This is a genomic window from Plantibacter sp. CFBP 8804 (assembly GCF_014841225.1).
Lineage (GTDB): Bacteria > Actinomycetota > Actinomycetes > Actinomycetales > Microbacteriaceae > Plantibacter > Plantibacter auratus.
Genome location: NZ_JACYTU010000008.1, coordinates 26,116 through 50,585 on the forward strand (window position 1 = coordinate 26,116; position 24,470 = coordinate 50,585).

Below are 24,470 nucleotides of genomic sequence, written 5' to 3' on the forward strand. Positions count from 1 at the left end.
TCAATTGATACCCGGCCTGCTCCTGCCTACCCCGACGTCGGACGCCCTCGTTTTGGTGCTGAGGGATGAATGATGGTCGACTGGCTTCTGTGAACGACACCCATCGCAGATCCGGCCGCCCTGCCCTGACGGCTCCTCGATCCCGGGGATGGCGAATGCTCGCCTTCGCGGTCGCGGGGGCGATCGCCTGCGGTGCCGCACCGGCCGCCGGATCGGCACTGGCGGTAGAACCCGCGGAGTTGACGCCTCAGAGCGAGACGGCCGCCTTGACCTCGCAGGACACGACCGACTGGCTCGACGGGCTGCTGCCCGCCGCGCTCGAACGTGAGGGGATCGCCGGCGCCGTCGTGTCGGTGGTGAGCGGCGGCGAGATCGTGGCTGAGCGCGGCTACGGCGTGTCGAAGGCCGCCACCGGGACGGCCGAGCCCGCGACGGTCGACGTCGACCGGACGCTGTTCAGGATCGGCTCCGTGTCGAAGCTGATCACGGCGACCGCGGTCATGCAGCAGGTCGAAGCGGGTGCCGTCGATCTGGACGAACCCGTCCAGTCCTACCTCGACTTCACCCTGCCGGTGACGTTCGACACCCCCGTCACCCTCCGTCACCTCCTGACGCACACTGCCGGCTTCGAGGATCAGCTGGGCGGCCTCATCGCCTCCGCGCCCGCCGAGCCGAAGCCCCTCCGCGACACGGTGTCCATCGATCCACCCGTGCAGCTGTTCGAGCCGGGCACCACACCGTCCTACTCCAACTACTCCAACGGGCTCGCCGCCTACGTGGTCGAACGCGTCACCGGACGACCGTTCGAGGAGTACGCCACCGAGCACATCCTCGACGCAGCCGACATGGACGGCGCGACGTACGAACAGCCACTCTCACCCGAACGGCAGCAGGACATGTCGGCCGGGTACCGGTTCGCCGGATCACCGGAGGTGCCCTTCGAAGTGGTCAGTCCGTCGCCGGCGGGTGCCGTCAGCGGAACCGCTGGAGATCTGGCGAACTTCATGAACGCACAGCTCGGTCACCCCGCCGCCGACGGGCACACTCTCCTCTCCCCTGAGACGCTCGACGAGATGCATGCCCCGGCGCTCGGCGAGGAACAGTTGGGGAACCTGGTGAACGGTCCGCAGATGACCCTCGGTTTCTTCGAGCGAGACCGGAACGGACACCGCGTCCTCAGCCACGCCGGCGACCTGACCGCCTTCCACGCTCAGCTCGAGATCTACCCCGACGACGACGCCGGGATCTTCATCTCCCTCAACAGCACCGGCATCAACGGTGACTCGACGACGGCGATCCGCGATGCGATCACAACCGGGTTCGCCGATCGGTACTTCCCCGAGGAGCGGCCGGCCCCCGCGGCCCTCGAGACGGCGGCGGATCACGGCGCCGCGCTGGCCGGTACGTATCAACTGTCCCGACGAGGCGAGTCGACGTTCGTGCGCCTGTTCTACATCCTCTCGAGCGTGGAGGTCACCGCCGAGCAGGACGGGGTGGTCACGATCTCCGCGATCACCGACAGCGCCGGGACACCGCTCCGCTTCACGGAGGTCGAACCGTGGGTCTGGCAGGAGATCGGCGGTCAGCGCCGGGTCGCCGCTACAACGGACGGGGACGTCGTCACGGCCGTCGGGTTCGATCCGGCGTTCACGATGCAGCCCATGCCGACCGAGCGTGCGCTGGTCCCGACCGTCGCCGCCCTGTCGCTGATCATCCTCGTCCTCGCCCTGATCGCGTGGCCGCTCGGAGCCCTGCATCGCGCGGGCCGCGATCAGCCCATAGCCTCCGATCGACGTGGACGCGTGCTCACCTGGTGGACGCGGGGATCGATCCTCGCTCTGATCGCCGCGGCACCGTTCTGGGCCGTCGTCGCGCAGGCGCTCATCTCTGACGGACCGGCGCCGTCGGCGATCGTCATCCGGATCGCGCAGATCCTGACCGCCGTCGCGGTGCTCGGGTGTGTTCCGAGCGCTTGGCGGGCGATCCGGGCGGCGCGCGGCGTCGGGTCGCTCGAGGACCGTCGTCACCGTCGGACGTCGACACTGCTCCGCGTCACCGGCGCGACGCTCGTCTCGCTCGCCTTCATCGGCCTCGGCATCGTCGCGATCGTCGGAGGGCTCCTCCTCCCCGACCTCAGCTACTGACCACGGCACTCACCAACGAGGTTGGCCTGCCACTCGATGATCCTGAACCATCGGACGTCTGGACAACCGCCGCTGGTCACCGCTCCGACCCAGTGATGTGAGGCTTCGTCGACAGCTGAATGAAACCCGTTGCGCGACGGTTGGGAGCGAGTCACCCGGAACGACCGTGCGCGGGGTCGACTGGAGCCTGCGCGCGCTCGACGGGCCAGGGTCTCTTGAACCTCTACGAAACGGCGCTCGGGACACCGGCCGGGTCTCTCGTTCATCCGAATGCGTCAGCCGAGATGGATGGACCCTCGAAGCACTCGGGGTCCATCAGGGTGTCGTGGGCCTCCTGTCCGTCACAGCACTCCCGGCGAACCTGGGGCTGTGCCATGAAGGACCTGGAGATCCCCCGGCATCACCCTCGCTCTCAGATTGTTGGGATCGACTCAGCCATACGATCGTCTAGCTCAGACGATCGACTAAGCAAGCCGTATGAGATCAGGAGCATCCGCTCCTGGCCATCCGACGATTCATTGCATATCGAACGGAGCCTCATGAGCACCACGCCAATCCGCTGGGCCGGCGGCACCCCAACCGAAGCGGTCGAGCTTCTGTCGGGAGCAGGCGGTATCGCGGTCGTCCCAACGAAAGTCGGGTACATCATCATGACGAGCGATCGTCGAGGGCTCGACCGCAAGTTCGACGCCAAGGAGCGCCACCGGAACAAGCCGGGCGTCGTCCTGGTGAGCTCACTCGACATGCTTCGCGAACTCGCCCAGCTCACCCCGGAGATCGACTCCCTCTACGAGCGGTGCTGGAACGAGGACGTGCTGCTCGGCTGCATTCTCCCGTGGAGCGACGCCGGGAAGAAGGCCATTCCGTCCGATGGGTCCCACCAGCTCATGATGGACGCCCGCGGCACGTCCTGCTTCGTCATCAAGTTCGGTGTTCCCGCCGAGAACGTGGCCCGCCAACTCTACGAAGACCACGGCAAGATCGCATTCGCCAGCTCCGCGAACCCGTCTGGCCAAGGGAACCGCGGGCTCGTCGAAGGAATCGGTGATCGCATCACGGAAGCTGCCGACGTGATCATCGAAGCCGACGACTACGTCGCCTCGATCCAACCGGACACGAGCGTGGACACTCGCTATGAGCAAGGCGTCATGGTGTCCATGGTCGACCCGTCGGGCGCCCTTGTACCCGAACAGAACGGCCAGCGATCGATCGCTCCCTGCCCGACGCTCATTCGCAAAGGACTCGCCGTCGACCGCATCATGATGCTTCTGGCCGACACCTTCACCAGCTGGGACTATCGCCAAGGCGAGTACTACTAGGCCTGGAACAACGCGGGCCCTTCCGCTCCAGACGACTCACCCATGCGCAGCACATCCGACCATCCTGAGGAGTTCCATGCGACGCTGCAGCCTGCGATCACGAACCGCCGGGATCACCCCGTTCCGGTGGATGGCATGACCGAACCTCAGGTGCCCTCGGGGCCGAGGCTGTCTCGGGAGGACGCCTCCAGCCGGATCACGGCCTACGTCTACGGCAACATCGTGATCCTCGCCACGATCGCACCCCTCACGGCGGTGAACGCCGAGAACGGCGGCAGCTTCTGGTACGTGCTCGCCACGGCGTTCACCACCTTCCTGGCGCACACGTTCGCCGAATCGATCGGGCGACGCGCCAGGAGCGACGAACGGTTGACGCCTGCGATCATCCGCGCTGAGCTGCGCGACTCCCTCCCGGTGCTGACGTCGGCCTTCTTCCCGGCGGCGGTGTTGGGCCTGGCCTGGGTGAGCAACGTCTCCGGCTTCGTGGCGGAGGTCACCGCCCTGGCTTACCTGATCGTCCGGCTTGCGCTGATCGGCCCGGTCGTCGCTCGGATCCGGCAGGAGCGCCCGTCGTTCCGCACCTTCGCTGCCGGGATCCTGCTCGCCATGGTCGGTGCCGCGGTGGCGCTCGTCAAGGTCGTTCTCGGGTCCTGACCATCGGCTCCCCGATCACGAGCAAGGTTGGATGCCTCGGTATCGCATGTGGTCATGGACCGGCATCGCCGAAAGGGGGTCGCTGTGAGCCTCGGTGACCATCTGAGACGAACGCCGCGGCGCCCCCAGGGCATACTGACCCGTTCGGACTGAGAACGCACCTCGGCGGGTCAGTGTCCTGACTTTGCGGCACTCGCGCTGCAGTCAGCGCTCGGATCGGCGCGGACGGAGGCAGCGGGCCCAGTCCGCTTTGTGATCCGCCCGGCCAGGAATCGGAACTGCTGCCGGCGATGCCGTCGGTGCATGAGGTTCCGGCAACCTGCCGGAACCGCTGGCGCGCAGCCGCGCGAAGGGCCGGGCGGAACGGCATTCGGTCGAGCAGTCGACTCGATTTGGGCAGCTTCCCCGGAGAAATCGTCTTCGAAGTGGAAGTGGCGTCTGAACGCTCACTAGCTGACGCAATCCGCTGAAGTCCGCCGCTTCGTTCGCTAGGCAGCAAGAGCAGCCAAAGGGCATCCACTCGGCAGCCCAATGACTGATCGGATCATGATGCCAATCGACAAGCTCTTGCTCACCGCCGAAGAAGCAGCGGAATCGCTCGGGGTGGGACGATCCACCGTCTACGACCTCATGAGGTTGGGTCACCTTTCCAGCGTCAAGATCGGTCGCGCCAGACGCATCCCCGTCGCAGCGCTGCACCGCTTTGCCCAGCACCTCGCAGGTGAAGACCAGGCGTGAGTCAGCGGGCAAACGGCGAGGGGTCGATCTACAAGCGCACCGATGGGAGATGGACAGGTGCCACCTATGTGTTGGCGCCGGACGGATCACAGAAGCGCCGACAGGTCTACGGTCGCACCAAGGCAGAGGTCGCGGCCAAGGTCCGTGACCTCATCACGCAGACAGACAGCGGTGTGCCGACGGCAGTGTCGGGCTGGACGATGCAGACGTACGCGGCGCACTGGATGCAGCACGTCGCTCCGACCGCGCTCCGCCCGACGACACGCGCCAACTACGAATGGATCCTTGGGAAGCACATACTGCCCGCGCTCGGGACAAAGAAGCTCGAGCAGATCACGCCAGCGCACGTGCGCGAGATGCACACCGCCATCGCCCGCACCGGCGTATCAGCGCACACCGTGCGACTCGCCCACGCAGTGCTGAGAAGCATCCTCGCCGAGGCAGCCAGAGAACAACACATTGCTCGGAACGTCGCCTCGCTTGTCCGAGCACCGAAACTCGATGACTCAGAGGTTGAGCCCTGGACTGCCGAGGATGCCTCGACCTTCCTCGAGTCCAGTCGTGAGTCGCAGTTCGCCGAGATCTATACCCTGGCGCTCACCCTCGGTCTGAGGCGAGGCGAGCTCTTGGGCCTGCGCTGGATTGACATCAACGCCGAACGAACAGAGCTCCGGGTTCGTCAGACGGCACATCGCGCCGGCGTCGGCCAGGGCATGAGCATCGGCCCCACCAAGACCAAGCGCTCCCGACGAACACTCCCCCTGCCCGAACGTGCCGCCGATGCATTGAGACGGCGGCACGCGATCCAAGATGGCGACCGCCGATCTGCAGGACCAGCGTGGGACGACACTGGGCTGGTCTTCACGACGAAGATCGGCACACCGATCGAGCCCAGCAACCTGCGTCGAACCTTCGACAAGGACATCGCGGCCGCGGGCGTCCGCCGCATCCGTTTTCACGACATGCGCCACACCTGCGCATCCCTGCTCCTCTCGCAGGGCGTGCAGATGCGAGTCGTCATGGAGATCCTTGGACACTCGAACATGGCGATCACCTCCGACATCTACTCGCATGTTGCCCCGGCGACGCTGAAGAGCGCTTCTGCGGCGATGAACTCCGCGCTCACCGATCGAGGCCCGAGCCTCGACTGACCACTGTCGTGCGCCGCGGTTCGTCGGCGTCCGTGGGCGTTGCTGTCAGCCGTTGCTGTCAGCGTTGCTGTCAATCGGGCCCAAAACCACACCTGCCCGCCAGAATTGCGAGGCGATCGTGGATAGATCGAGGCAAGAAAAAAGCCGCTGACCTGGGTTTTCCAGGACAACGGCCGGGTGATGCTGGTGGAGCCGCCCAAGGGAATCGAACCCTTGACCTTCTCATTACGAGTGAGATGCTCTGCCGACTGAGCTAGGGCGGCGCGTGCGCTGGTCGCCCGGCGCACGAGTATCCATGTTAGCGCAGCTTTTGGACCGTCGTGTACAGCTCGGCGAAAGAACGACGGATCCGCTCGGCGAGGGACCCGGGGGTCGGCGCATCGGCCCAGCAGCGCCAGGCGTGACGCAGGCCGGCGAAACCCACCATCGTCACCATCCAGCAGCGGTCGAACAGCGCCTCCGCGTCCTCCACGAGCGTCGGGTCGTCGTTCAGCACCCGGCGCTCGACGACCTTGTAGAGGCCCTCCTCGAAGCCGCGCATGCTCGCGATCCGCGCACCGAGCAGGTGCGGGTGGTCGCGCAGGACGTCCTTGCGGAGATGGTGGATCTCGATGTCCTCGTCGGCGTCACCCACGGTCCGGGCCAGGAGCTCCCCCAGATCGGTGAGTACATCGGTGGCGGGCCCCGCGGTGAGGAAGGCGTGCAGGGCGTCTCCATCTGGGATCAGCGGGATGTCGCCGATCAGCGCCTCCTCCTTCGTCCCGAAGTAGTTGAAGAAGGTCCGCGGCGAGACCTCCGCCCGACGGCTCACCTCCTCGACCGTCACGTTCTCGAGCCCCTGCTCACTCGCGAGCGTCAGCACCGCGTGCTGGATCGCCCGACGCGTCGCGAGCCGCTTCCGCTCGCGGAGCCCGAGTTCAGCCGGCGCCGTCATGGTCATCAGGATCCCGCCGTCAACTGCACATCGGGTCCTTCGACGGCACCGTGCCGTCGATGAGGTACTGATCGACCGCCTGGTTCACGCAGTCGCTGCCCTTGTTGTAGCCCGTGTGACCCTCACCCTTGTAGGTGATCAGCTGACCCTTGACGAGCTGCTCCGCGAGGTTCTGCGCCCAGACGTACGGCGTGGCCGGGTCGTTCGTCGTCCCGACGACGAGGATCGGCGCAGCACCCTTCGCGTGGATCTCCCCACGCTCGGTCCGCGTCTGGTACGGCCAGTTGGCGCAGAACGTGTCGCCGTAGGCCATGTACTCGCCGATCACGGGAGCCGCCTCCTCCAGCTGCTTCGCCTCGTCGGCCATCTTCGTCTTGTCGTCGTCGTAGCTGTAATCGAGGCAGTTGATCGCGTTGAAGGCCTCGGTCTGGTTGTCGGCGTACTTGCCGGACTCGTTGCGACCGTTGTAACCGTCGGCGAACTGGAACGCGATGTCGGTCCCGCCCTGCATGACCTCGTCGAACATCTGGCTGAGGTAGGGCCAGGCATCGGCCTGGTACAGCGGGTAGATGATCGCCGTGAGCAGGGTGTTGCCGCCCAGCTCACGTCCGTCGTCGCCGGGGATCGGGTTCGCGTCGACCTCGTCGAGGAGCGTCTTGATCTCGGTCATCGCGCTGTCGACGGAGCCCTTGAACGGGCAGTCCTTGCCCGTCATGCAGTCCTCGAGGTAGGCGCGCAGAGCACTCTCGAAGCCCTTGGCCTGCTCCTTGACGACCTCGAAGTTCGACGTCGACGGGTCGATCGCACCGTCGAGCACGAGGCGCCCGACGTTCTTCGGGAAGAGCTCCGCGTACGTCGCGCCGAGGAAGGTGCCGTACGAGTAGCCGAGGTAGTAGAGCTGCTTGTCGCCGACGGCGGCGCGCAGCATGTCGAGGTCCTTCGCGGCGCTCTGCGTGTCGACGAATTCGAGCATCTTGCCCGTCTCCTCCGCACACGCGTCTCCGAAGTCCTTCGCGGCCTTCTCGTTCGCGGCGATCCACTCGTCGGAGCCGCGCTTCCCTGGCGTCACGTCGTACAGGTACGCGTCCATCTCGGAGTCGGTCAGGCAGGTCACCGGCGTCGACTTGCCGACACCGCGCGGGTCGAAACCGACGACGTCGAAGTTCTCCTGGAGGTCCTTGTCGACGGCGAAGTCGAGGCTGTCGGCGACGAGGCTGTAACCGGAACCACCCGGTCCGCCGGGGTTCATGAAAAGCGAGCCGATCGGCTTGCCGTTCGTCGCCTGGTGACGCACGAGCGCCAGGGAGAGTTCGCCGTCCGAGGGGTTGTCCCAGTCGATGGGCGCCTTCGCCGTGGCGCACTCGAAGCCGTCGGCACAGCCGCTGGTCTTCCAGTCGAGCTGCTGCTCGTAGAAGGGCTTCAGCTCGGCGTCGACGTCGCTCGTCGCCGGCGAGGAGGACGACGTCGTCGGCTCGGCGGCCTTCGGCGGCAGGAAGGCCGTCACGCACCCGCTCAGGGTGAGTGCCGCGACCGCGAGACCGGCCACCAGGGCGACCCGCGCCGTACGGCGCGCACCGGGACCCCTGCGACGGGGTGCACCGGTCGATCCCGTCGAGTCAGACGGCTGCTGCCTGGGCGAAGTCACAGAGGCTCCCTACCGGACCGCCGACACGAGCATGGCCTCCAAGGCCAGCGCCGGGGCGACGTTCCCTTCGATTCGTGTGCGGGCGACGGAGATCGCCTCCAAGGTTTCGATCGTAACCGCAGGCGTCGTCCGGCGAGCGGCTTCCTCGAGTTCCGGACGCAATTCACGGTTGATGATCGTGGCGTCGTGCCCCAGCTGCAGGAGCACGATGTCGCGGTACAGCGAGAGCAGGTCGACCATGATCCGGTCGAGCCCGTCGCGCAGGCTGCGGGTGGCGCGCCGCTTCTGGTCCTCCTCCATCGCCCGGACCTGCGAGCGGAGGGCCGGCGGGACCGACTGACCGGGCTCGACGCCGAGTGAGCGCAGTGTGCTCTCCCGCTCGGCCTCGTCGCGGAGCGAGGTGTACGCCTTCGCGTCGTCGCCCGCCAGCTCCAGGAGGCGACCAGCGGTGACGACCGCCTGGCCGGCACTCCGGATGTCGAGCACGGCACGGAGCGTGGACTCGCGGCGCTGCCGTGCGCCGGGGTCGGTCGCGAGGCGGTGGGCCATGCCGACGTGGCTCTGCGCCTCGCGGGCGGCGCGTTCGGCGAGTTCGGGCGCCACGCCGTCGCGCCGTTCCAGCAGCTCGGCGACGTCGTCGATGGTGGGGACGCCGAGGCGGACCGAGCGGACGCGCGACCGGATGGTGGGCAACAGGTCGGCCTCGCTCGGCGCGCACAGCACCCAGATCGTGCTGCTCGGCGGTTCCTCGAGCGACTTCAAGAGCAGATTGGAGGTGCGCTCGGTCATGCGGTCGGCGTCCTCGACGACCATGACGCGGAAGCGACCGACGGATGGCGCGCGGTAGGCGTTCCGGACGAGGTCGCGGACCTCGTCGATCGTGATGATGACGCGATCGGTACTCAGCGCGGAGAGGTCGGGGTGGGTGCGCGCCTCCACCTGACGACGGGTGACGTCGTCGCCCCCGGGCTCGCGGCTGAGGAGCGCGGCGGCGAACGCGTAGGCGAGGGTCGACCGCCCCGAACCGGGCGGCCCGGTGATGAGCCAGGCGTGGGTGAGGCCCTTGGGCGTGACCGGGTCCGACGCCGACTGGAGGAGCTCGATCGCGTCGCGTTGACCCGTCAAGTCGGTCCAGGAAGCCATGCGTCTACGATACCGGGCGGTACCGACCTGAGCAGGCGGGGCCCTTCGACAAGCTCAGGGACCGGGGAGATGTGCGCTCAGGGACCGGAACGGTGTTGGCTCAGGGACCCGGGAGGGTGTGCCCTTCGACAGGCTCAGGAACCGGAGTGGGGTGCGCTCAGGGACCGGGAGGGGGTGTGCTCAGAGGAGCGGTGCGATGCGGGCCTGGATGTCGGCGGCGAGTTGCTCGGGTGGGAGCGACGCGTCGACGATGAGGAACCGCTCGGGCTCCGCTGCCGCGAGGGCGAGGAACGACTCCCGCACCCGGGTGTGGAAGTCCTGCGCCTCGGCCTCGAGCCGGTCGAACCGCTTGTTGGCGTTGTCGAGACGACCACGGGCGACCGCGACGTCCAGGTCGAGGAGCACGGTCACGTCGGGCAGGAGGTCCTCGGCGGCCCAGAGCGAGATGCTGCGGATCTGCTCGGCGTCGAGCACGCGTCCGCTGCCCTGATAGGCGACCGACGAGTCGAGGTACCGGTCCTGCAGGACGACCTCGCCCCTCGCGAGGGCCGGGCGCACCACGGTGGCGATGTGGTGAGCACGGTCCGCTGCGTAGAGCAGGGCCTCGGCACGCGGGCTGATGTCGCCTCGGTGATGCAACACGATCTCGCGGATCTCGACACCGAGCTCACTGCCGCCCGGCTCACGGGTTCGGACGACCGTCCGCCCCTGCTGCTCGAACCAGTCGCTCAGGAGTCGAGCCTGCGTCGACTTCCCGACACCGTCGCCGCCCTCGAGGGTGATGAACAGGCCCCGAGGGCGTTCTCCCTCGCTCACGTGACGGCGTCGGCCTTCGCCGCAGCCGCCTTGTTCGCGGCGCGGGTCGCGGCAGCCTTCTTCGCCGCTTCCGAACGGGCGGTCGACGTGGCCGTCGCGGACTTCGTGGCCGCCGTCTTGGCGGTCCCCGTCTTCGCCGCGGCAGTCTTCTTGGCCGGAGCCTTCTTCGCAGGGGCCTTCTTCGCGGGAGCCTTACGACCGGCCTTCGGCTTCGCCGGGCCCTTCGCGCGCTTGTCCGCGAGGAGCTGGACCGCTCGCTCGAAGTCGACGTCGTCGACCTCCTCGCCACGCGGGATCGTCGCGTTGGTCACGCCGTCGGTCACGTAGGCGCCGAAGCGGCCGTCCTTGATCTTGATCGGCTTCCCGCTCTCGGGGTCGGCCTCGAACTCCTTGAGGGCGCTCGACGCCTTCCGGGCTCCGTACTTGGGCTGTGCGAACAGCTCGACGGCACCGGCGAGGTCGACCGCGAAGATGTCGTCCTCGGAGGTGAGCGACCGGGTGTCGGTGCCCTTCTTCAGGTACGGACCGTAGCGACCGTTCTGCGCGAGGATCTCCTCGCCCGACTCGGGGTCGGCGCCGACGACGCGAGGCAGGTCGAGGAGCTTGAGCGCGGTCTCGAGGTCGATGGTCGCGAGGTCCATCGACTTGAAGAGCGACGCGGTGCGGGGCTTCTCGGCCGCCGCCTTCTTCTTGGCGGGGGCCTTCTTCTTGGCACCCGCAGCAGGCTCGGTCACCTCGCCGGTCGCCGTGTCGACGGAGAGCTCCGCCTCGGGCTCCGGGTCGACCTCGGTGATGTACGGGCCGAAGCGTCCGTCCTTCGCGACGATCTCCTTGCCGGTCGTCGGGTTCACGCCGATGACGCGATCGCCGACGACGGGTGCGTCGATGAGCTCGTGCGCCTTCGCTGGTGTCAGTTCGTCGGGCGCGAGATCCTCGGGCAGGTTGACCCGACGCGGCGTCGGGGCTTCCTCACCCTCGGCCGGCGGCGGACCGTCGGGCGTGACCTCGAGGTACGGGCCGTACTTGCCGATGCGGAGCGTGACCCCGTCGTCGATGACGATCGAGTTGATGCGGCGGGCGTCGATGTCGCCCAGGTTGTCGATGACCTGACGCAGGCCGCGACCCGAGTCGTCACCGAAGTAGAAGCCCTTGAGCCAGTCGACGCGGTCGACCGAGCCGCCGGCGATCCGGTCGAGGTCGTTCTCCATCTCCGCGGTGAAGTCGTACTCGACGAGCTCCTCGAAGTACTCCTCCAGGAGACGGACGACGCTGAACGCCACCCAGCTGGGGATGAGCGCCTGGCCGCGCTGCGTCACGTAGCCGCGGTCGATGATCGTGGAGATGATCGATGCGAACGTGGATGGTCGCCCGATGCCGAGCTCCTCGAGTCGCTTCACCAGGCTGGCCTCGGTGTACCGCGGGGGCGGCGAGGTCTCGTGCCCCTTCGCCTCCGGGTCCTCGATGCCGAGCTGCTGGCCTTCGGTGAGGGGCGGCAACTTCGCCTCGGACGCGTCGTCCTGCGAGTTGCGGTCCTCGTCCTGGCCCTCTTCGTAAGCGGCGAGGAAGCCGCGGAAGGTGATGACGGTGCCGGAGGCGGTGAACTCGGCGCGGCCCACGTCGGTCTTCGACTCGAGCGTGATCGTCGCGGTGGAACCCTTCGCGTCGGCCATCTGGCTGGCGACGGTGCGCTTCCAGATCAGGTCGTACAGCTTGAAGTCGTTGCCGCGGAGGGTCGACGCGAGCGAGGACGGCGTACGGAACGTGTCGCCCGAGGGACGGATCGCCTCGTGCGCCTCCTGCGCGTTCTTGCTCTTGCCGCTGTAGAGGCGCGGCTTGTCGGGCACCGTCTCGGCACCGTAGAGCGCAGCAGCCTGCTTCCGGGCCGCGTCGATCGCCTGCTTGCTCAGCGAGGGCGAGTCGGTACGCATGTAGGTGATGTAGCCGTTCTCGTACAGCGACTGCGCGACGCTCATCGTCTGGCGTGCGGAGAAGCGGAGCTTGCGACCGGCCTCCTGCTGGAGCGTGGAGGTCGTGAAGGGAGCCGCCGGACGGCGGGAGTACGGCTTGGACTCGACGGAGAGGACGGTCGCCTTCGACTGCTCGAGTGCTGCGGCGAGCGCCGTGGCCCGCTGTTCGTCGAGCGGGACCGCACTGCCCTTGAGCTGTCCGAGGTCGTCGAAGTCGCGGCCGGTGGCGACGCGGTCGCCGTCGAGCCGGACGAGGCGCGCGGTGAACGGCGCTCCGGTGGCGTCTGCCTCCGGGAGGAAGCGGGCGACGACGTCCCAGTAGGAGGCGGCGCGGAAGGCGAGGCGTTCGCGCTCCCGGTCGACGACGAGTCGGGTGGCGGCGGACTGCACGCGTCCGGCGCTCAGTCCGGGGCCGACCTTGCGCCAGAGCACGGGCGAGATCTCGTACCCGTACAGGCGGTCGAGGATCCGGCGGGTCTCCTGGGCGTCGACGAGGTCGGTGTCGAGGGGTCGCGTCTTGTCCTTCGCGGCGAGGATGGCGTCCTTGGTGATCTCGTGGAAGACCATGCGGCTGACGGGGACCTTGGGCTGCAGGACCTGCAGGAGGTGCCACGCGATGGCTTCGCCTTCGCGGTCCTCATCAGTCGCGAGGAGGAGTTCGTCGGCGTTCTTGAGTGCGCGCTTGAGGTCCGCGACGGTCTTCTTCTTCGCGTCGGAGACGACGTAGTACGGCTCGAAGCCGTTGTCGACGTCGACCGAGAACTTGCCGAGCGAGCCCTTCTTGAGCTCGGCGGGAAGGTTCTTCGGCTCGATGAGGTCGCGGATGTGACCGACCGAGGACAGCACCTCGTAGTCGTCACCGAGATATCCGGCGATCGACTTCATCTTGGTCGGTGACTCTACGATCACGAGTTTCTTGCCTGCCACGAGGCTCCTTCCATCAGGCACACCATACACACGTGCACAGCAGGCTTGTCCAATCGTGGGGCGGCCACGCGCGTGTCCATCCCCTTGCGTTCTGCGGCGTTCGGAGCAGAATGTCTGCCATGAGTACCCAGACGAGTTACACCGTGAAGTTGACCGACGGTCCACTGGAGGGCAAGACGATCAGCGCCCGACTCAGCGACCACGGATCACCGACGCCCACCGTCGACGTGCCGAGCGGCACCGCCGGCAAGGTCTACCGGTACGCCCGGACGACCGGCGAGGAGTACGACGACTCCGGTGCCCCGAGCGCCGTCGACTACCGCTTCCTGGAGGCGGTCTTCACGACCGACTCCGGTCAGGGCTGACCGTTCTCACCGCTACCTCTTAATAGGTGGCGGTCACGGGCACCCCGACGACGGTGCCGGATGCCTCCGGAGGAGGTCCGGCTCTCGCGGCGACGGTGATGGCGCCGAAGGCCGTGTCGACAGTGGCGTCGACGAGGACGGTGACGCCCTCCACACTGCAGGTGCCGAGCGACGCCGCATTGCGCGCCGCGACCATGCGAGCAGTTTCGCAGGGGAAGCCTGGGAGGCGGCCGGACGCGGTGTCGGCTGCCGCCAACGCGGCTGCGTCGGCTGCATTCGCCGCTCGCTGATGAGCGGCGAACAGCGTCACCGCGGGCAGCGTCGCCAGGAGGACGGCGACCAGGGCGCCGAGGATGCCTGCCGCCAGAACCGACCCGGCTCCGCTCTCCTCCTGGATCCCGTCCTTCGTGCGGAGGACCAGGAGGCGCCACCTCACGCTCATCGGCCGCCGCCCATGGCACACGAGGACGCCGACACCGGGACGACGGCGGCCAGGCCGGATCCGCCCACCGCGTCGACCCGCACGCAGACGAGGTCGCCTTCCGCCCCACTCGTCATGGTGGCCCCCGGGAGGACGCGCGCGACCCGGCCCGCCGCAGTCCCGGCATCGTCGCCTCGCCCCAGACTCCGGGCGGCGTCCGCCGCCGCGTCGGTCGCACGGAGCTGGGTCAGCCCGACCTGCACCGCGGAGAGCCCCATCGCCAGCACGAGGACGACGGCCGGGACGACGACCGCGAACTCCGCCGTCACCGCGCCGTCCTCCGAACGCCATGCCGGCACCTTCAGCCGCACGACTCAACCGTTCGCCGTCAGGGCTCGTCGGATGAGGTCGGTGAGGATGCCCCGCACCTCGTCTCCGCGGAGGATGGCGACGAGGAGCCCGGCGAACCCGACGGCCGCCATCGTGGCCACCGCGTACTCCGCCGTGGCGGACCCCCGTTCGTCCTGCAGGACGCGCCGCACCTCGCGCGTGACACGCTGCTCGACTCGACGACCGATCGTGATCATGATGTTCCTTCCCCGCACCGGAGTGCTGCGCTCGTGGCACGAACACCTCCATGTTCGGCGACCGCGTCCAGCGACGCGCGGGCGGAGCCGATGTCGGCGACGGGCCGCGTCGACCGGCCGGTTGTGGAGCGAACTCGCCTTGCACCCAGTGGCTATTCATGCTTGAGTAATAGTCATGGATGAACAGTTGGCGGCGCGCGACTCGCAACTCCTCCGAGGCGTGTTGCCGATGCTCATCCTGTCCACCGTGCACCGCGGCGAGACCTACGGATACGAGCTCGTCGAACGGCTCCGAGCCCTCGGTCTGGCCGACCTGGCGACCGGCGTCGTGTATCCGGTCCTCAGCCGGTTCGAACGCGACGGACTGGTGACCGCGCGTCGGGTCGCCTCCTCGGGCGGCCCAGCACGGAAGTACTACGCGATCACCGAACGAGGAGACACGGCGAGGCTCGACGCCATCGCCCGCTGGAGGGCGATGACCGACATCGCCGAACGAGGAATCGACCCTGAAGGAGCATCAGCATGATCGATCAGAAGCGCCCCACAGCGGACGACCTGCTCGCCGAGCGCGCTGCACGCGGACTGAGCGTCGCGGACCGCTGGCGACGAGACTCGTACCTGCAGCGCCTCGACTGGCACCTCGAGGCCGTGGTCACGGGGCGGGAACGCCGTTCGATCATCCGTTCACTCCGGGACGAGCTCTCGGTCGATCAGCGACCGATGACGATCGCCGTGGCCGACCTCGGCTCACCACGCGCTCTGGCCGCCCGCTACGCCGACGACCCGGCCCGCTTGCGACCGACCTGGTCGATCGGGGTCATCTGGGGCGGTGTCGCGATCCTCGCCTACTGGTTCTCGTTCGCCCTGTTCACCCTCGGGATGCTCTCGGTGGTCGAGCAGTCGACACTCGATGAAGCGCACGCACGGTTCTTCTTCGTCGACGTGCTCGCCTTCGCCAACGGAGACGGCATTGGCGTCGGCTGGTCCGGCGACGTCGCGTGGATCCTCGTGCCGATCGTGATCATCGCCGTCGCCGTGCTCGTCGGAGCACGCTGCTGGCGCGCACTGCCACGCTCCCGCGGCTGAAGGAGACCCGCGACTGCAGCAGGGCGGGTCGGCGGCGGCCAGGGCCTCAGAAGCCGAGCGTCGTCGACGTGACGACGCTGAGGAGGAGCGGAGCAACACCGACGAGGAGGAAGGCCGGCAGGATGCAGACCCCGAGCGGGATCATGAGGCGGGTCGCGAGGATCGCGGCTGCCCGCTCACCGTCGGACCGCGCCTGATCACGCTGCTGCTCCGCCTCGCTGCGCAGCAGCTCACCGGCGGGGATGCCCGCCCTGGCCGACAGGGCGAGGACGCTCGTGATCGTGGCACCGTCGTAGGGGACGGCGAACCGCTCGCACGCCTCCTCGACGATCGACCGGGCCGCCGGCGCCGCTCCCCCACCCGCCATCGCCACCGCGACGAGGTCGAGCGACAACCCCGGTGCCGGGTCGCGCCTGGCCGCCCGTGCACTGAGCGCCGAACTCCAGCGCGCACCGAGGATGAGGAACACCACGCCCGCCGCGAGACAGCAGAGCCCAGGAGGCGTCGCGAAGAGCGTCCGCAGTGTGTCGAAGCCGAGGGCCATCCCGAGGAGGACGGCGACGAGCGGCAACCAGAGCACCAGCCTCGCCGTCGCGGACGGTCCGGCGAGCGCTGTGCCGACGTCGCGACCGATGCGGTCCAACTCGCGCAGCGACCCGGCGAGGTCGCGCAGACAGACGCCGAGTGGTGCGCCGCTGATCGCAGCGACCTGCCAAGCGGCTGCCAGGCCCGCCCAGGCTGTGCGCGCGCCAGCACCCGTCTCCTGATCAGCGATGGCGGCGATCGCCGCCGGCAGGTCGCCGCCGTGCGTTGCAGCATCGGCCACCGCTGACAGCACCGCCGCGTCGGCCCGATGATCGCTCGTCGGGCCGGCTTCGTCGTCCGGTTCATCCGTCGCGAGCCCGACGGACCCCGCTGCTGATCGCGTCCGCGCATCGGCGTCCGCTTCCAGGGCCAGATGCCTCCAAGCGCTGCCGGGTGCGACGCCGGCACCCAGCAGCACGGCCAGACGACGGGTGGTGCGCGCCACGCGTGCCGGGCCGTCGTCATCGGGTTGGGCCGCACCGGGAAGCGCGGCGAGCACTCGCCGCAGGACCCGTAGCCGGGTCACGGTAGCTCCTCGACGGAGAGGCGATCGTGTTCGTCGATCAGGAGGCGGCCGACCGCGACCACCTGTCGGCCGACCGGGAGCCGTGCCAGGTGCACGATGAGTCCGATCGCGCTCGTCGCCTGACGGGCGACGGCCTCCTGACTCATGCCGGCGAGCGCACCGAGCGCCTCCAAACGGGCGGGCACGTCGGTCACGGAGTTCGCATGGAGAGTGCCGGCACCACCGTCGTGCCCGGTGTTGAGCGCCGACAGCAGCTCGCGCACCTCGGGCCCCCGGCACTCGCCGAGGACGAGCCGGTCGGGACGCATGCGGAGGGCCTCGCGCAGGAGGCGTTCGAGGTCGATGCCGCCGGCCCCCTCCAGGTTGGCCTGGCGCGACTGGAGTGCGACGACATGCGGGTGGAGGACCCTCAGCTCCGCGACGTCCTCGATCACGACGAGCCGCTCGGCGGGTGAGGCGAGGCCGAGCAGGGCGCCGAGGAGCGTCGTCTTGCCGGAGCCACCCGCGCCGGTGATGAGGATGTTCGTCCGGGCCGCGACCGCGTCGCGCAGCAGCTCGGCGACCGCCGCCGGGAACATCCCGGCGGCCTGCAGCGCATCGAACCCCAGCGCCTCGTCCCGCGGCACCCGGATGGACAGCAACGTCCCCCGGGTCGACACCGGCGGGAGGACCACGTGCACCCGCACCCCGTCCTGCAGACGCACGTCGACGCACGGGGTCGCCTCGTCGACGTGCCGCCCGCCCCTCGCCACCAGGCGCACCGCGAGCGCTCGGATGGTCGCCTCATCGGAGCGCCACCCCGCCTCCCGGACGAGCCCGGCACCGTGGTCGAGCCAGAGGCCGGACGAACCGTTCACGAAGAGATCGGTGACCCCCGGATCGGCGAGGTAGGGAGCAAGAGCCCCGAAGTCGGCGAGCGCCGTGACCCCGCGCGACTCGGCCGCACGCGCGGGCTCGGTGTCGGCCGCCGCCCCCGGCGGGTCGGGCGGAGCGGCATCGGGCGGGACGGAGACGACGAAGCGATCGGACATGCGGCGAGCGTAGGCGCGCCCGTACGAGCACCGCAGTGTGGAGGCGCGGACCACACGACGTCACGCGAACGGTCGCGGTTGTGGAGCGGGGTCAGGCGGACGTCGCCCCGCCTCAGCGACCGATCGTCGAGGCGCGGATGACGAGGTCCGCAGCGATCACCGGGGCGGGTTCCACCGTCCGGCCCTCGATCCGGGCGAGGAGTTGCTCGGCGCCCGCGCGACCGAGCGCCTCACCGGGCAACCGCACACTCGTCAACGGCGGATCGCTCACCACCGACGACGCCAGGTCGTCGAACCCGACCACCGCGAGCTCCCCCGGCACCGGCATGCCCATCGCCCGCGCCGACTGCAGCACCCCGTACGCGTGCGTGTCGGTTGCGCAGACCAGCGCGGTCACCCCGGAGTCGCGCCACCGCGGCCAGCTGTCGACGAATGCCGCGGCCGCCGCTTCGAGATCGATGATGCTCTCCGCGCGATCGTCGGCGTGCACCCGCATACCGCGCACGGCAGCCTCGCGCTCGAGCAGCAATCGACGCAGGAGGAACGTGTCCGTCGCCGTGCGGCCGCCGAGGTACCCGAGCTGCCGGTGACCCAGGACGTGGAGGTGGTCGAGGAGCGCTCGGACACCGCCGAGGAGGTCGAAGTCGACGGAGACGGCACGTCGGTCGGCGGCGACTGCACCGGACGCGGCCTCCGCCGTGGTCGTCGGAAGGCGGGGTGCGTCGAGCAACACGAGCGCGGTGTCGAGCCGGAGCTCCTCGAGGAAGGCCTCGCTCGGCGCGTCGACCACGACCCCGGCCGGCCGGAGGGCCGCCAAGCGGCCGAGCACCGCTGCCGTGGGCACGTCGCCCTCCCCGGTCACCGACACGAGCAGCTGGTACGCGTCGCCGAGGCCGGCCCTGAGCCCCCGGATCACCGCACCGAAGTAGGGGTTCGACGCGTCCGGGGTCACGAAGACGACCAGGTTGCTGGACCCGCTCGCGAGCGCCCGCGCGGCGTGGTCGGCGACGTAGCCGAGCTCCGCGATCGCCTGGCGCACCCGTTCGGCGTTCTGTGCCGACACATGCCCGGCATCCTTGCCGTTGGCGACGAGTGACACGGTCGCGACCGACGTCCCGGCCCGCTCTGCCACCATCGCCGCCGTGACGCGACGGGCGGCACGGGGCTGGGGATCGTTCGGTTCGAGGGGCACCCGTCGATCGTATCGGGACGGCTGAACCCTGGGCCGAACGACCCGGTTTGGCGAACCTAAAGCGCTTGACGTAGGCTGCTCCCGGCGGACCTGAAGCGCTTTACGCGCGTCGACGCCGGACTCCCCCAGCACCCCAACGATGTGGAGAACCATGCCCCGCAAGATCATCCTCGACTGCGACCCAGGCCACGACGACGCGATCGCCATCCTTCTGGCACACGGCAACCCCGAGATCGAACTGCTCGCCGTCACGACCGTCGTCGGCAACCAGACGCTCCCGAAGGTCACCCGGAACGCCCTCGCCGTCGCCCGCATCGCCGGGATCACCGACGTGCCGTTCGCCGCCGGCGCCGACCGCCCGCTCGTACGCCCGCTCGAGAACGCGCCGGACATCCACGGTGAATCGGGCATGGACGGCCCCGTCCTCCCCGAACCGGCGATCGCCCTCGACGACCGGCACGCCATCGACCTCATCATCGACCTCGTCATGTCGCACGAGCCGGGCGAGATCACCCTCGTCCCGACCGGCGGCCTGACGAACATCGCCCTCGCAGCCCGCAAGGAGCCGCGCATCGTGGAGCGTGTCAAGGAGGTCGTCCTCATGGGCGGCGGCTACCACGTCGGCAACTGGTCGGCGGTGGCCGAGTTCAACATCAAGATCGACCCCGAGGCCGCGCACATCGTCTTCAACGAGAGCTGGCCCGTCGTCATGGTCGGCCTCGACCTCACGCACCAGGCCCTCGCCACCCCGGAGGTCGTCGAGCGGATCGCTGCGATCGGCACCGGCCCGGCACGCTTCGTCGAGGAACTGCTCGAGTTCTTCGGCACCACCTACAAGGACGCACAGGGCTTCGACAGCCCGCCCGTGCACGACCCGTGCGCGGTCGCCTACGTGATCGACCCGACGATCGTGCGGACCGTCAAGGTGCCGATCGACATCGAACTCACGGGCACGCTCACCCTCGGCATGACGGTCGCCGACTTCCGCAGCCCGGCGCCGGACGACTGCAGCACCTGGGCCGCGACCGAGCTCGACCACGCACGCTTCTGGGGCCTCGTCACCGACGCCCTCGAGAACATCGGGGAGATCGAGCTGTGAGCGACCTCCTGAACTCCACGAAGCCCGCCGTCCGCATCGGCGCCCTCATGACGGCGTTGCTCGCCGCGTGCGTCGCGTTCCAGCTGAACGCCAGCATGCTGAGCCCCGCACTCGTCAGCATGGCGCGCGAACTGCAGACCGACGACGCCACCATCGGCCTGTCGCAGACCATGTTCTTCACCACGGCGGCGCTGTTCTCCGTCTTCCTCCCCCGTCTCAGCGACATCATCGGCCGAAAGCGTGTCCTGACCGGCATGCTCATCATCATGCTCGTCGGCACCGTCGTCGCGGCCCTCGCCGTGAACGTCGAGATGCTGTTCGTCGGCCGCATCATCCAGGGCGTGTCCGGGCCGGTCGTGCCCATCACCCTGCTCATGCTGCGCGCCGAGGTCACCGACCCGAAGCGGTACGGCGCCATGATGGGCCTCATCACCGCGGTCAACGGCGGCATCGCCGGGATCGACGCCCTCGCCGGCGGATGGCTCGTCACGAACCACGGCTTCCGGTCCGTCTTCTGGACCATGGCTGTCGTCGCAGCCGTCGCGATCGTGTTCGTCGTCCTGTGGGCCGCGAACTCGCAGCCCTCGAAGGGCACGAGGATGGACTGGTGGGGCGTGCTTCCGCTCGTCGTCTCGATCGCCGCCTTGCTCACCGCGTTCAACGAGGCCGGGAAGCTCGCCGCGGCGAACTGGCTGCTCGTCGGCGGGTTCATCGTCGTCGCCCTCGTCGCGTTCGCGATCTTCTGGACCGTCGAGAACCGGGTCGCCGAACCGCTGGTCGCCACGAAGTACCTCCGCCAGCGCAGCACCTGGGCGCTCCTGCTCACGACGCTGCTCACGATGACCGGTGTCTTCGCCGTCGCCAACGGCCTCGTCACCTCGATCGCCCAGAACACCGACGCGGGGTTCAGCATGGAGGCCGACCTCGCCTCCCTCGCATTCCTGACGCCGTACGCCCTCGTCGGCTGGCTCGTCGGCCCGTTCGCCGGTCGCCTCGCGCCCACGCTCGGCTACCTGAACGTGCTCCGCATCGGCCTCATCGGCAGCATCGTCTCGATCGTCATCATGGCGCTCGTCGGCGTGCACTCGCTCCCCGTCCTCATCGCGACGACCGTCCTCATCGGTGCGACCTACGCGGGCATCGGCAACATCATGCTCAACGGGCTGGGCATCGTCCTGTCGCCGAAGGAGAACCCGGGCTTCCTGCCCGGACTGAACGCGGGCGCCTTCAACCTGGGCGCAGGCCTCAGCTTCGTCGTCCTCCCCGCCGTGCAGATCGCCGTCGCACCCGCCGGAGGGACGTCGACGGCCGGGTACACGAGTGCCATGCTGGTCGGCGCGGGCATCACCGCTGTCGCCCTGCTGGTGTCGTTCCTCATCCCGAAGCCCGCGGGCGCCGAGGTCCGTCCGGCCGAGACCGCCTCGGCAGCCTAGGAGGGTCACCATGCAGAGTCCACGCATCGTCGTCGTCGGGTCCTTGAACGCGGACCTCGTCGTCCGCACGGCACGCTTCCCGCAGCCCGGGGAGACGCTCACGGGATCCGAACTCGCCGTCATCCCCGGCGGCAAGGGCGCCAACCAGGCGGTCGCCGCGGGCAGACTCGGCGGCGACGTCACCATGGTCGGCGCGGTCGGCGACGACGCGCACGGGTCCCTCCTGCTCGAGTCGCTCTCGACCTCCGGGGTCGACGTCACCCGGATCGCCCGACGTGACGACGTCGCGACGGGCACCGCGGTCATCACCGTCGACGACGCCGGGGAGAACACGATCATCGTGTCGCCCGGGGCGAACGGCACCCTCACGCCGGATCGGATCGGCGGGGCGTGGACGGCGCTCGACGGTGCCGGCGTCGTCTGCCTGTGCCTCGAGGTGCCGATCGACACCGTGCTCGAGACGGCCCGGCGGGGCGCTGCGGCCGGCGCGCTCGTACTCCTCAACCTCTCCCCCTACGGTCCGGTGCCGGAGGAGCTGCTCCATGCGACCGGTGTCCTCCTCGTGAACGAGCACGAGGCGGCCGACCTCGCAGGGGTCGACCCGGAGGAGGCCGGGTGGGAGGCGACCGCCACGGCATTGCGCAGCCACGGCATCCGCCGAGCCGTCGTCACGACCGGGGCCGCGGGCAGTGTCGTGATCGACGGCGAGGCCGCCCCGACGCCGGTTCCGTCGCCGACGGTGGACGCCGTCGACACCACCGGCTGCGGCGACGCGTTCATGGGCGCCCTCGCGCTGCGACTCGCTGCCGGCGACGAGCTCGTCGACGCGGCTCGATTCGCCTCGACCGTCGGCAGCTACGCGGCGACCGGGGCCGGCGCCCAGGCGTCATACCCCGATCAGGAGCAGCTCGCGTCGTTCCTCGAGCAGCGATGAGACCCGGGGTCCCGCGTGAACCAACGCGGGACCCCGTGGCGCCTCACCCGGCGGCGATCACCCAGAGGTAGAGCACCGCAGCAGCGGCGATCGCCCAGCTCGTGAAGCTGCCGACGAGGAATTCCTCCGCCTTGCCGCCGACCCCACGGTCTTCGGAGATCTCCGGGAAGCGCACGATGCCCTTGGCCGCGACGAGGGCGGCGATCACCATACCGGTGCCACTCAGCGCGAGGACGACGATGAAGACCCGTTCGAGCGGGCCGATGAGTCGGCCACCGAGCAGCTGCGTCGTCGGACGCAGCGGCGTGCCGCCCTGCTCGACGCTCCCCCACTCGCGGCCGCGGATCTTGACCGTCCAGGCGGAGGCGGGCGTCGCAGTCGGCTGCGGCTCATCGTCCTCACGAGCGCGACGCAGCGATGCCCGCACGATGAGGTTGCTGCTCCGCGTGAGGAAGACGAGGGTCGACCCGGCTGCGACGGCGAGGGCCAGAGGCACCTCCTGCAGCACGCCGAGGTCGAAGCCCGCGTAGACCTGCGCTGCGGCGCTGTCGGCCGTCCCGCCCGCCCCGAACACGAGCGTGGAGGCGACGACGAAGAGACCGAGCAGCAGCACGGGCCAGAGTCCGCGTGGTCGCGAGGTGTCCGAGGACGGCATGGCCACGATCCATCCGAGGGCGACGAGGCCGGCCAGCGTCGGCCACCACCAGTCGAGCCCGAGGCTCAACACGGCGAACAACCAGACCACCACCAGCCCGAACGCCGGGGACCAGCGCGGGCCGCGGACCACACCACGACAGATGTCGGCGACCCCGATCATGAGCAGCAGGACGGCCGTGATCATCGAGTCGGCGCTCCGGCGAGCAGGTCGAGGGCCGAGACGAGCGCGGCACCACCCGATCGTTGCAGGTTCTGCGACACCGCGGACTGCGAGATGCCGGCTTCGGCAGCCATCGACTCCTGCGATCGGCCGAGGAGCGCGCCCGCGGCGAGCTGTCGCTGTCGGGGGTTCCGCATCTGATCGATCGTGTGGTCGCGCAAGGTGAGGAGTGCGTTCACGATGGCGTCTCCGTCCTGGGGCGCTTCGCCCTCGAACCACGATCGCAGGTACGGCTGACGTTTGTCCTCCCGACGATGCGCCTCGTCGATGGCGGCTCGGGCCCGCCACCAGGCGGAGCCGTCCTGGATGATGGCGTCCTGCCCGGCGTCGATGTCCGTGACCTCGCCCCAGCCGAGGCCGAACCGGCAGTCGACCCCCTCGGGGAACAGGAGCCGCGCGAGGGTGGTGGCCCGCAGCGCGGTCGCGACGTCCGCGTACACGACCTGGAACTCGTCGCCGACCGTGGGACGCAGTGGCTGCTCGGCAGGCCACGTGGCCTCCACCTGGAGGAAGACGTCCTGGATCGCGCGTTGAGCGCGGTTGCGATCGTCGAGACGGCGGGAACCGACGATGTCGACGACGACGGCTAGCAGGAGATCGGTCATGTCAGAAGCATAGAGCTGATAGTGGCAGAACTATAAGCAATATTCCGATGATCGACCTCGGTCGCTTGCAGCCGGCGCCGGAGACAGAAGAAGGCGGCACCCATTGGGGGGAATGGGTGCCGCCTCTACAGTGCCGGATTGGGGGGAATCGCTGGCACTGCATGCACGAATGTGTATTCGGCCGGGTCCAAGTGTACGCCAGTGAACGGTGAACACAAGCACTCAGACGACCCCAGATCGAGTGGTTTCCCTACCATGCCCAGATCATTCACAGACTGGGCCCACGAGTTT

24 protein-coding genes and 1 tRNA gene are annotated in these 24,470 nt (G+C 69.0%); 11 read left to right on the forward strand and 14 right to left on the reverse strand.

Going from position 1 to position 24,470, the window contains the following annotated elements; all coding sequences use genetic code 11:
• Positions 1-155: 155 nt before the first annotated feature.
• From IFU11_RS14120 to IFU11_RS14140, 5 genes are all read left to right on the forward strand, one after another.
• Positions 156-2,144: a serine hydrolase domain-containing protein gene (locus IFU11_RS14120; protein ID WP_192019344.1), complete on the forward strand. Its 1,989-nt coding sequence runs from the start codon at positions 156-158 to the stop codon at positions 2,142-2,144.
• 374 nt (positions 2,145-2,518) lie between these two features.
• The gene (locus IFU11_RS14125; RefSeq protein WP_244631811.1) at positions 2,519-3,463 is read left to right on the forward strand and encodes an L-threonylcarbamoyladenylate synthase; all 945 of its coding nucleotides are present in this window, start codon (positions 2,519-2,521) and stop codon (positions 3,461-3,463) included.
• 135 nt (positions 3,464-3,598) lie between these two features.
• On the forward strand, positions 3,599-4,117 hold the full coding sequence (locus IFU11_RS14130; RefSeq protein WP_124769876.1) for a hypothetical protein: 519 nt from the start codon (positions 3,599-3,601) through the stop codon (positions 4,115-4,117).
• 531 nt (positions 4,118-4,648) lie between these two features.
• Positions 4,649-4,855 (forward strand): helix-turn-helix domain-containing protein, encoded by a 207-nt coding sequence (locus tag IFU11_RS14135; protein WP_197977590.1) that lies wholly within the window; start codon positions 4,649-4,651, stop codon positions 4,853-4,855.
• On the forward strand, positions 4,852-6,006 hold the full coding sequence (locus IFU11_RS14140; RefSeq protein ID WP_192019345.1) for a site-specific integrase: 1,155 nt from the start codon (positions 4,852-4,854) through the stop codon (positions 6,004-6,006). Before IFU11_RS14135 ends, IFU11_RS14140 begins: the two co-directional genes overlap by 4 nt.
• A gap of 187 nt (positions 6,007-6,193) precedes the next feature.
• On the opposite strand, the gene IFU11_RS14145 is transcribed toward IFU11_RS14140, so the two are convergent.
• The 6 genes from IFU11_RS14145 to topA form a co-directional block, all read right to left on the reverse strand.
• A tRNA-Thr gene (locus IFU11_RS14145) sits at positions 6,194-6,269 on the reverse strand.
• A 35-nt stretch (positions 6,270-6,304) separates the two neighbouring features.
• Positions 6,305-6,940 (reverse strand): TetR/AcrR family transcriptional regulator, encoded by a 636-nt coding sequence (locus tag IFU11_RS14150; protein ID WP_192019346.1) that lies wholly within the window; start codon positions 6,938-6,940, stop codon positions 6,305-6,307.
• 19 nt (positions 6,941-6,959) lie between these two features.
• Positions 6,960-8,486, reverse strand: a complete 1,527-nt coding sequence (locus tag IFU11_RS14155) for an alpha/beta hydrolase (RefSeq protein ID WP_371742788.1) — start codon at positions 8,484-8,486, stop codon at positions 6,960-6,962.
• Between the two features lie 108 nt (positions 8,487-8,594).
• Complete coding sequence (locus tag IFU11_RS14160; protein WP_137243700.1) at positions 8,595-9,728, reverse strand: DNA polymerase III subunit delta'; 1,134 nt, start codon at positions 9,726-9,728, stop codon at positions 8,595-8,597.
• A gap of 180 nt (positions 9,729-9,908) precedes the next feature.
• The gene (gene tmk, locus IFU11_RS14165) at positions 9,909-10,544 is read right to left on the reverse strand and encodes a dTMP kinase (protein ID WP_192019348.1); all 636 of its coding nucleotides are present in this window, start codon (positions 10,542-10,544) and stop codon (positions 9,909-9,911) included.
• Positions 10,541-13,396: a type I DNA topoisomerase gene (gene topA, locus IFU11_RS14170; protein ID WP_192019385.1), complete on the reverse strand. Its 2,856-nt coding sequence runs from the start codon at positions 13,394-13,396 to the stop codon at positions 10,541-10,543. Before topA ends, tmk begins: the two co-directional genes overlap by 4 nt.
• Before the next feature lie 161 nt (positions 13,397-13,557).
• On the opposite strand from topA, the gene IFU11_RS14175 reads away from it, so the two are divergent.
• Entirely contained in the window at positions 13,558-13,803 is a 246-nt protein-coding gene (locus IFU11_RS14175) for a hypothetical protein (RefSeq protein ID WP_064294660.1), read from the forward strand.
• A 19-nt stretch (positions 13,804-13,822) separates the two neighbouring features.
• Here the strand turns inward: IFU11_RS14175 and IFU11_RS14180 are convergent, their stop codons facing one another.
• The 3 genes from IFU11_RS14180 to IFU11_RS14190 are packed head-to-tail and all read right to left on the reverse strand — an operon-like array spanning position 13,823 to position 14,811.
• Positions 13,823-14,245 (reverse strand): Rv3654c family TadE-like protein, encoded by a 423-nt coding sequence (locus IFU11_RS14180; RefSeq protein ID WP_192019349.1) that lies wholly within the window; start codon positions 14,243-14,245, stop codon positions 13,823-13,825.
• A complete protein-coding gene (locus IFU11_RS14185; protein WP_192019350.1) occupies positions 14,242-14,595 on the reverse strand; it encodes a TadE family type IV pilus minor pilin in 354 nt (117 codons plus the stop codon). The genes IFU11_RS14180 and IFU11_RS14185 overlap by 4 nt, the downstream gene beginning before the upstream one ends.
• Positions 14,596-14,598: 3 nt before the next feature.
• On the reverse strand, positions 14,599-14,811 hold the full coding sequence (locus IFU11_RS14190; RefSeq protein WP_121293956.1) for a DUF4244 domain-containing protein: 213 nt from the start codon (positions 14,809-14,811) through the stop codon (positions 14,599-14,601).
• A gap of 175 nt (positions 14,812-14,986) precedes the next feature.
• Between IFU11_RS14190 and IFU11_RS14195 the strand changes: the two genes are divergently transcribed.
• Complete coding sequence (locus IFU11_RS14195; protein WP_192019351.1) at positions 14,987-15,337, forward strand: PadR family transcriptional regulator; 351 nt, start codon at positions 14,987-14,989, stop codon at positions 15,335-15,337.
• Positions 15,334-15,897, forward strand: a complete 564-nt coding sequence (locus tag IFU11_RS14200) for a hypothetical protein (protein WP_244631812.1) — start codon at positions 15,334-15,336, stop codon at positions 15,895-15,897. The genes IFU11_RS14195 and IFU11_RS14200 overlap by 4 nt, the downstream gene beginning before the upstream one ends.
• Before the next feature lie 46 nt (positions 15,898-15,943).
• Here the strand turns inward: IFU11_RS14200 and IFU11_RS20820 are convergent, their stop codons facing one another.
• The 3 genes from IFU11_RS20820 to IFU11_RS14215 all read right to left on the reverse strand — a co-directional run bounded on the left by IFU11_RS20820 (position 15,944) and on the right by IFU11_RS14215 (position 19,231).
• Positions 15,944-17,008, reverse strand: a complete 1,065-nt coding sequence (locus IFU11_RS20820) for a type II secretion system F family protein (protein ID WP_192019352.1) — start codon at positions 17,006-17,008, stop codon at positions 15,944-15,946.
• Positions 17,005-18,039, reverse strand: a complete 1,035-nt coding sequence (locus tag IFU11_RS14210) for a TadA family conjugal transfer-associated ATPase (RefSeq protein WP_192019353.1) — start codon at positions 18,037-18,039, stop codon at positions 17,005-17,007. The genes IFU11_RS20820 and IFU11_RS14210 overlap by 4 nt, the downstream gene beginning before the upstream one ends.
• 112 nt (positions 18,040-18,151) lie before the next feature.
• Complete coding sequence (locus tag IFU11_RS14215; RefSeq protein WP_371742789.1) at positions 18,152-19,231, reverse strand: LacI family DNA-binding transcriptional regulator; 1,080 nt, start codon at positions 19,229-19,231, stop codon at positions 18,152-18,154.
• Between the two features lie 151 nt (positions 19,232-19,382).
• Between IFU11_RS14215 and uriH the strand changes: the two genes are divergently transcribed.
• The 3 genes from uriH to IFU11_RS14230 are packed head-to-tail and all read left to right on the forward strand — an operon-like array spanning position 19,383 to position 22,697.
• Positions 19,383-20,330 (forward strand): uridine-preferring nucleoside hydrolase UriH, encoded by a 948-nt coding sequence (gene uriH / locus IFU11_RS14220; protein ID WP_079003118.1) that lies wholly within the window; start codon positions 19,383-19,385, stop codon positions 20,328-20,330.
• The gene (gene uriT, locus IFU11_RS14225) at positions 20,327-21,763 is read left to right on the forward strand and encodes a uridine transporter UriT (RefSeq protein ID WP_371742790.1); all 1,437 of its coding nucleotides are present in this window, start codon (positions 20,327-20,329) and stop codon (positions 21,761-21,763) included. The genes uriH and uriT overlap by 4 nt, the downstream gene beginning before the upstream one ends.
• A 10-nt stretch (positions 21,764-21,773) precedes the next feature.
• On the forward strand, positions 21,774-22,697 hold the full coding sequence (locus IFU11_RS14230; protein WP_192019354.1) for a ribokinase: 924 nt from the start codon (positions 21,774-21,776) through the stop codon (positions 22,695-22,697).
• Between the two features lie 43 nt (positions 22,698-22,740).
• Here IFU11_RS14230 and IFU11_RS14235 read toward each other — a convergent pair whose 3' ends face one another.
• Both IFU11_RS14235 and IFU11_RS14240 read right to left on the reverse strand, forming a co-directional pair.
• Positions 22,741-23,538, reverse strand: coding sequence for a hypothetical protein (locus IFU11_RS14235; protein ID WP_192019355.1), 798 nt, complete (start codon positions 23,536-23,538; stop codon positions 22,741-22,743).
• The gene (locus IFU11_RS14240) at positions 23,535-24,179 is read right to left on the reverse strand and encodes a SatD family protein (protein WP_192019356.1); all 645 of its coding nucleotides are present in this window, start codon (positions 24,177-24,179) and stop codon (positions 23,535-23,537) included. Before IFU11_RS14240 ends, IFU11_RS14235 begins: the two co-directional genes overlap by 4 nt.
• Between the last annotated feature and the right edge of the window lie 291 nt (positions 24,180-24,470).

Excerpts from the sequence above, each read along its gene's own strand:
- IFU11_RS14120 (WP_192019344.1), top strand. The coding sequence starts at position 156 with ATGCTCGCCTTCGCGGTCGCGGGGGCGATCGCCTGCGGTGCCGCACCG.
- IFU11_RS14125 (WP_244631811.1), top strand. The coding sequence starts at position 2,519 with ATGAAGGACCTGGAGATCCCCCGGCATCACCCTCGCTCTCAGATTGTT.
- IFU11_RS14130 (WP_124769876.1), top strand. The coding sequence starts at position 3,599 with ATGACCGAACCTCAGGTGCCCTCGGGGCCGAGGCTGTCTCGGGAGGAC.
- IFU11_RS14135 (WP_197977590.1), top strand. The coding sequence starts at position 4,649 with ATGACTGATCGGATCATGATGCCAATCGACAAGCTCTTGCTCACCGCC.
- IFU11_RS14150 (WP_192019346.1), bottom strand. The coding sequence starts at position 6,940 with ATGACGGCGCCGGCTGAACTCGGGCTCCGCGAGCGGAAGCGGCTCGCG.
- IFU11_RS14160 (WP_137243700.1), bottom strand. The coding sequence starts at position 9,728 with ATGGCTTCCTGGACCGACTTGACGGGTCAACGCGACGCGATCGAGCTC.
- topA (WP_192019385.1), bottom strand. The coding sequence starts at position 13,396 with ATGAAGTCGATCGCCGGATATCTCGGTGACGACTACGAGGTGCTGTCC.
- IFU11_RS14175 (WP_064294660.1), top strand. The coding sequence starts at position 13,558 with ATGAGTACCCAGACGAGTTACACCGTGAAGTTGACCGACGGTCCACTG.
- IFU11_RS14180 (WP_192019349.1), bottom strand. The coding sequence starts at position 14,245 with ATGAGCGTGAGGTGGCGCCTCCTGGTCCTCCGCACGAAGGACGGGATC.
- IFU11_RS14190 (WP_121293956.1), bottom strand. The coding sequence starts at position 14,811 with ATGATCACGATCGGTCGTCGAGTCGAGCAGCGTGTCACGCGCGAGGTG.
- IFU11_RS14195 (WP_192019351.1), top strand. The coding sequence starts at position 14,987 with ATGGATGAACAGTTGGCGGCGCGCGACTCGCAACTCCTCCGAGGCGTG.
- IFU11_RS14200 (WP_244631812.1), top strand. The coding sequence starts at position 15,334 with ATGATCGATCAGAAGCGCCCCACAGCGGACGACCTGCTCGCCGAGCGC.
- IFU11_RS14210 (WP_192019353.1), bottom strand. The coding sequence starts at position 18,039 with ATGTCCGATCGCTTCGTCGTCTCCGTCCCGCCCGATGCCGCTCCGCCC.
- uriH (WP_079003118.1), top strand. The coding sequence starts at position 19,383 with ATGCCCCGCAAGATCATCCTCGACTGCGACCCAGGCCACGACGACGCG.
- IFU11_RS14230 (WP_192019354.1), top strand. The coding sequence starts at position 21,774 with ATGCAGAGTCCACGCATCGTCGTCGTCGGGTCCTTGAACGCGGACCTC.
- IFU11_RS14235 (WP_192019355.1), bottom strand. The coding sequence starts at position 23,538 with ATGATCACGGCCGTCCTGCTGCTCATGATCGGGGTCGCCGACATCTGT.
- IFU11_RS14240 (WP_192019356.1), bottom strand. The coding sequence starts at position 24,179 with ATGACCGATCTCCTGCTAGCCGTCGTCGTCGACATCGTCGGTTCCCGC.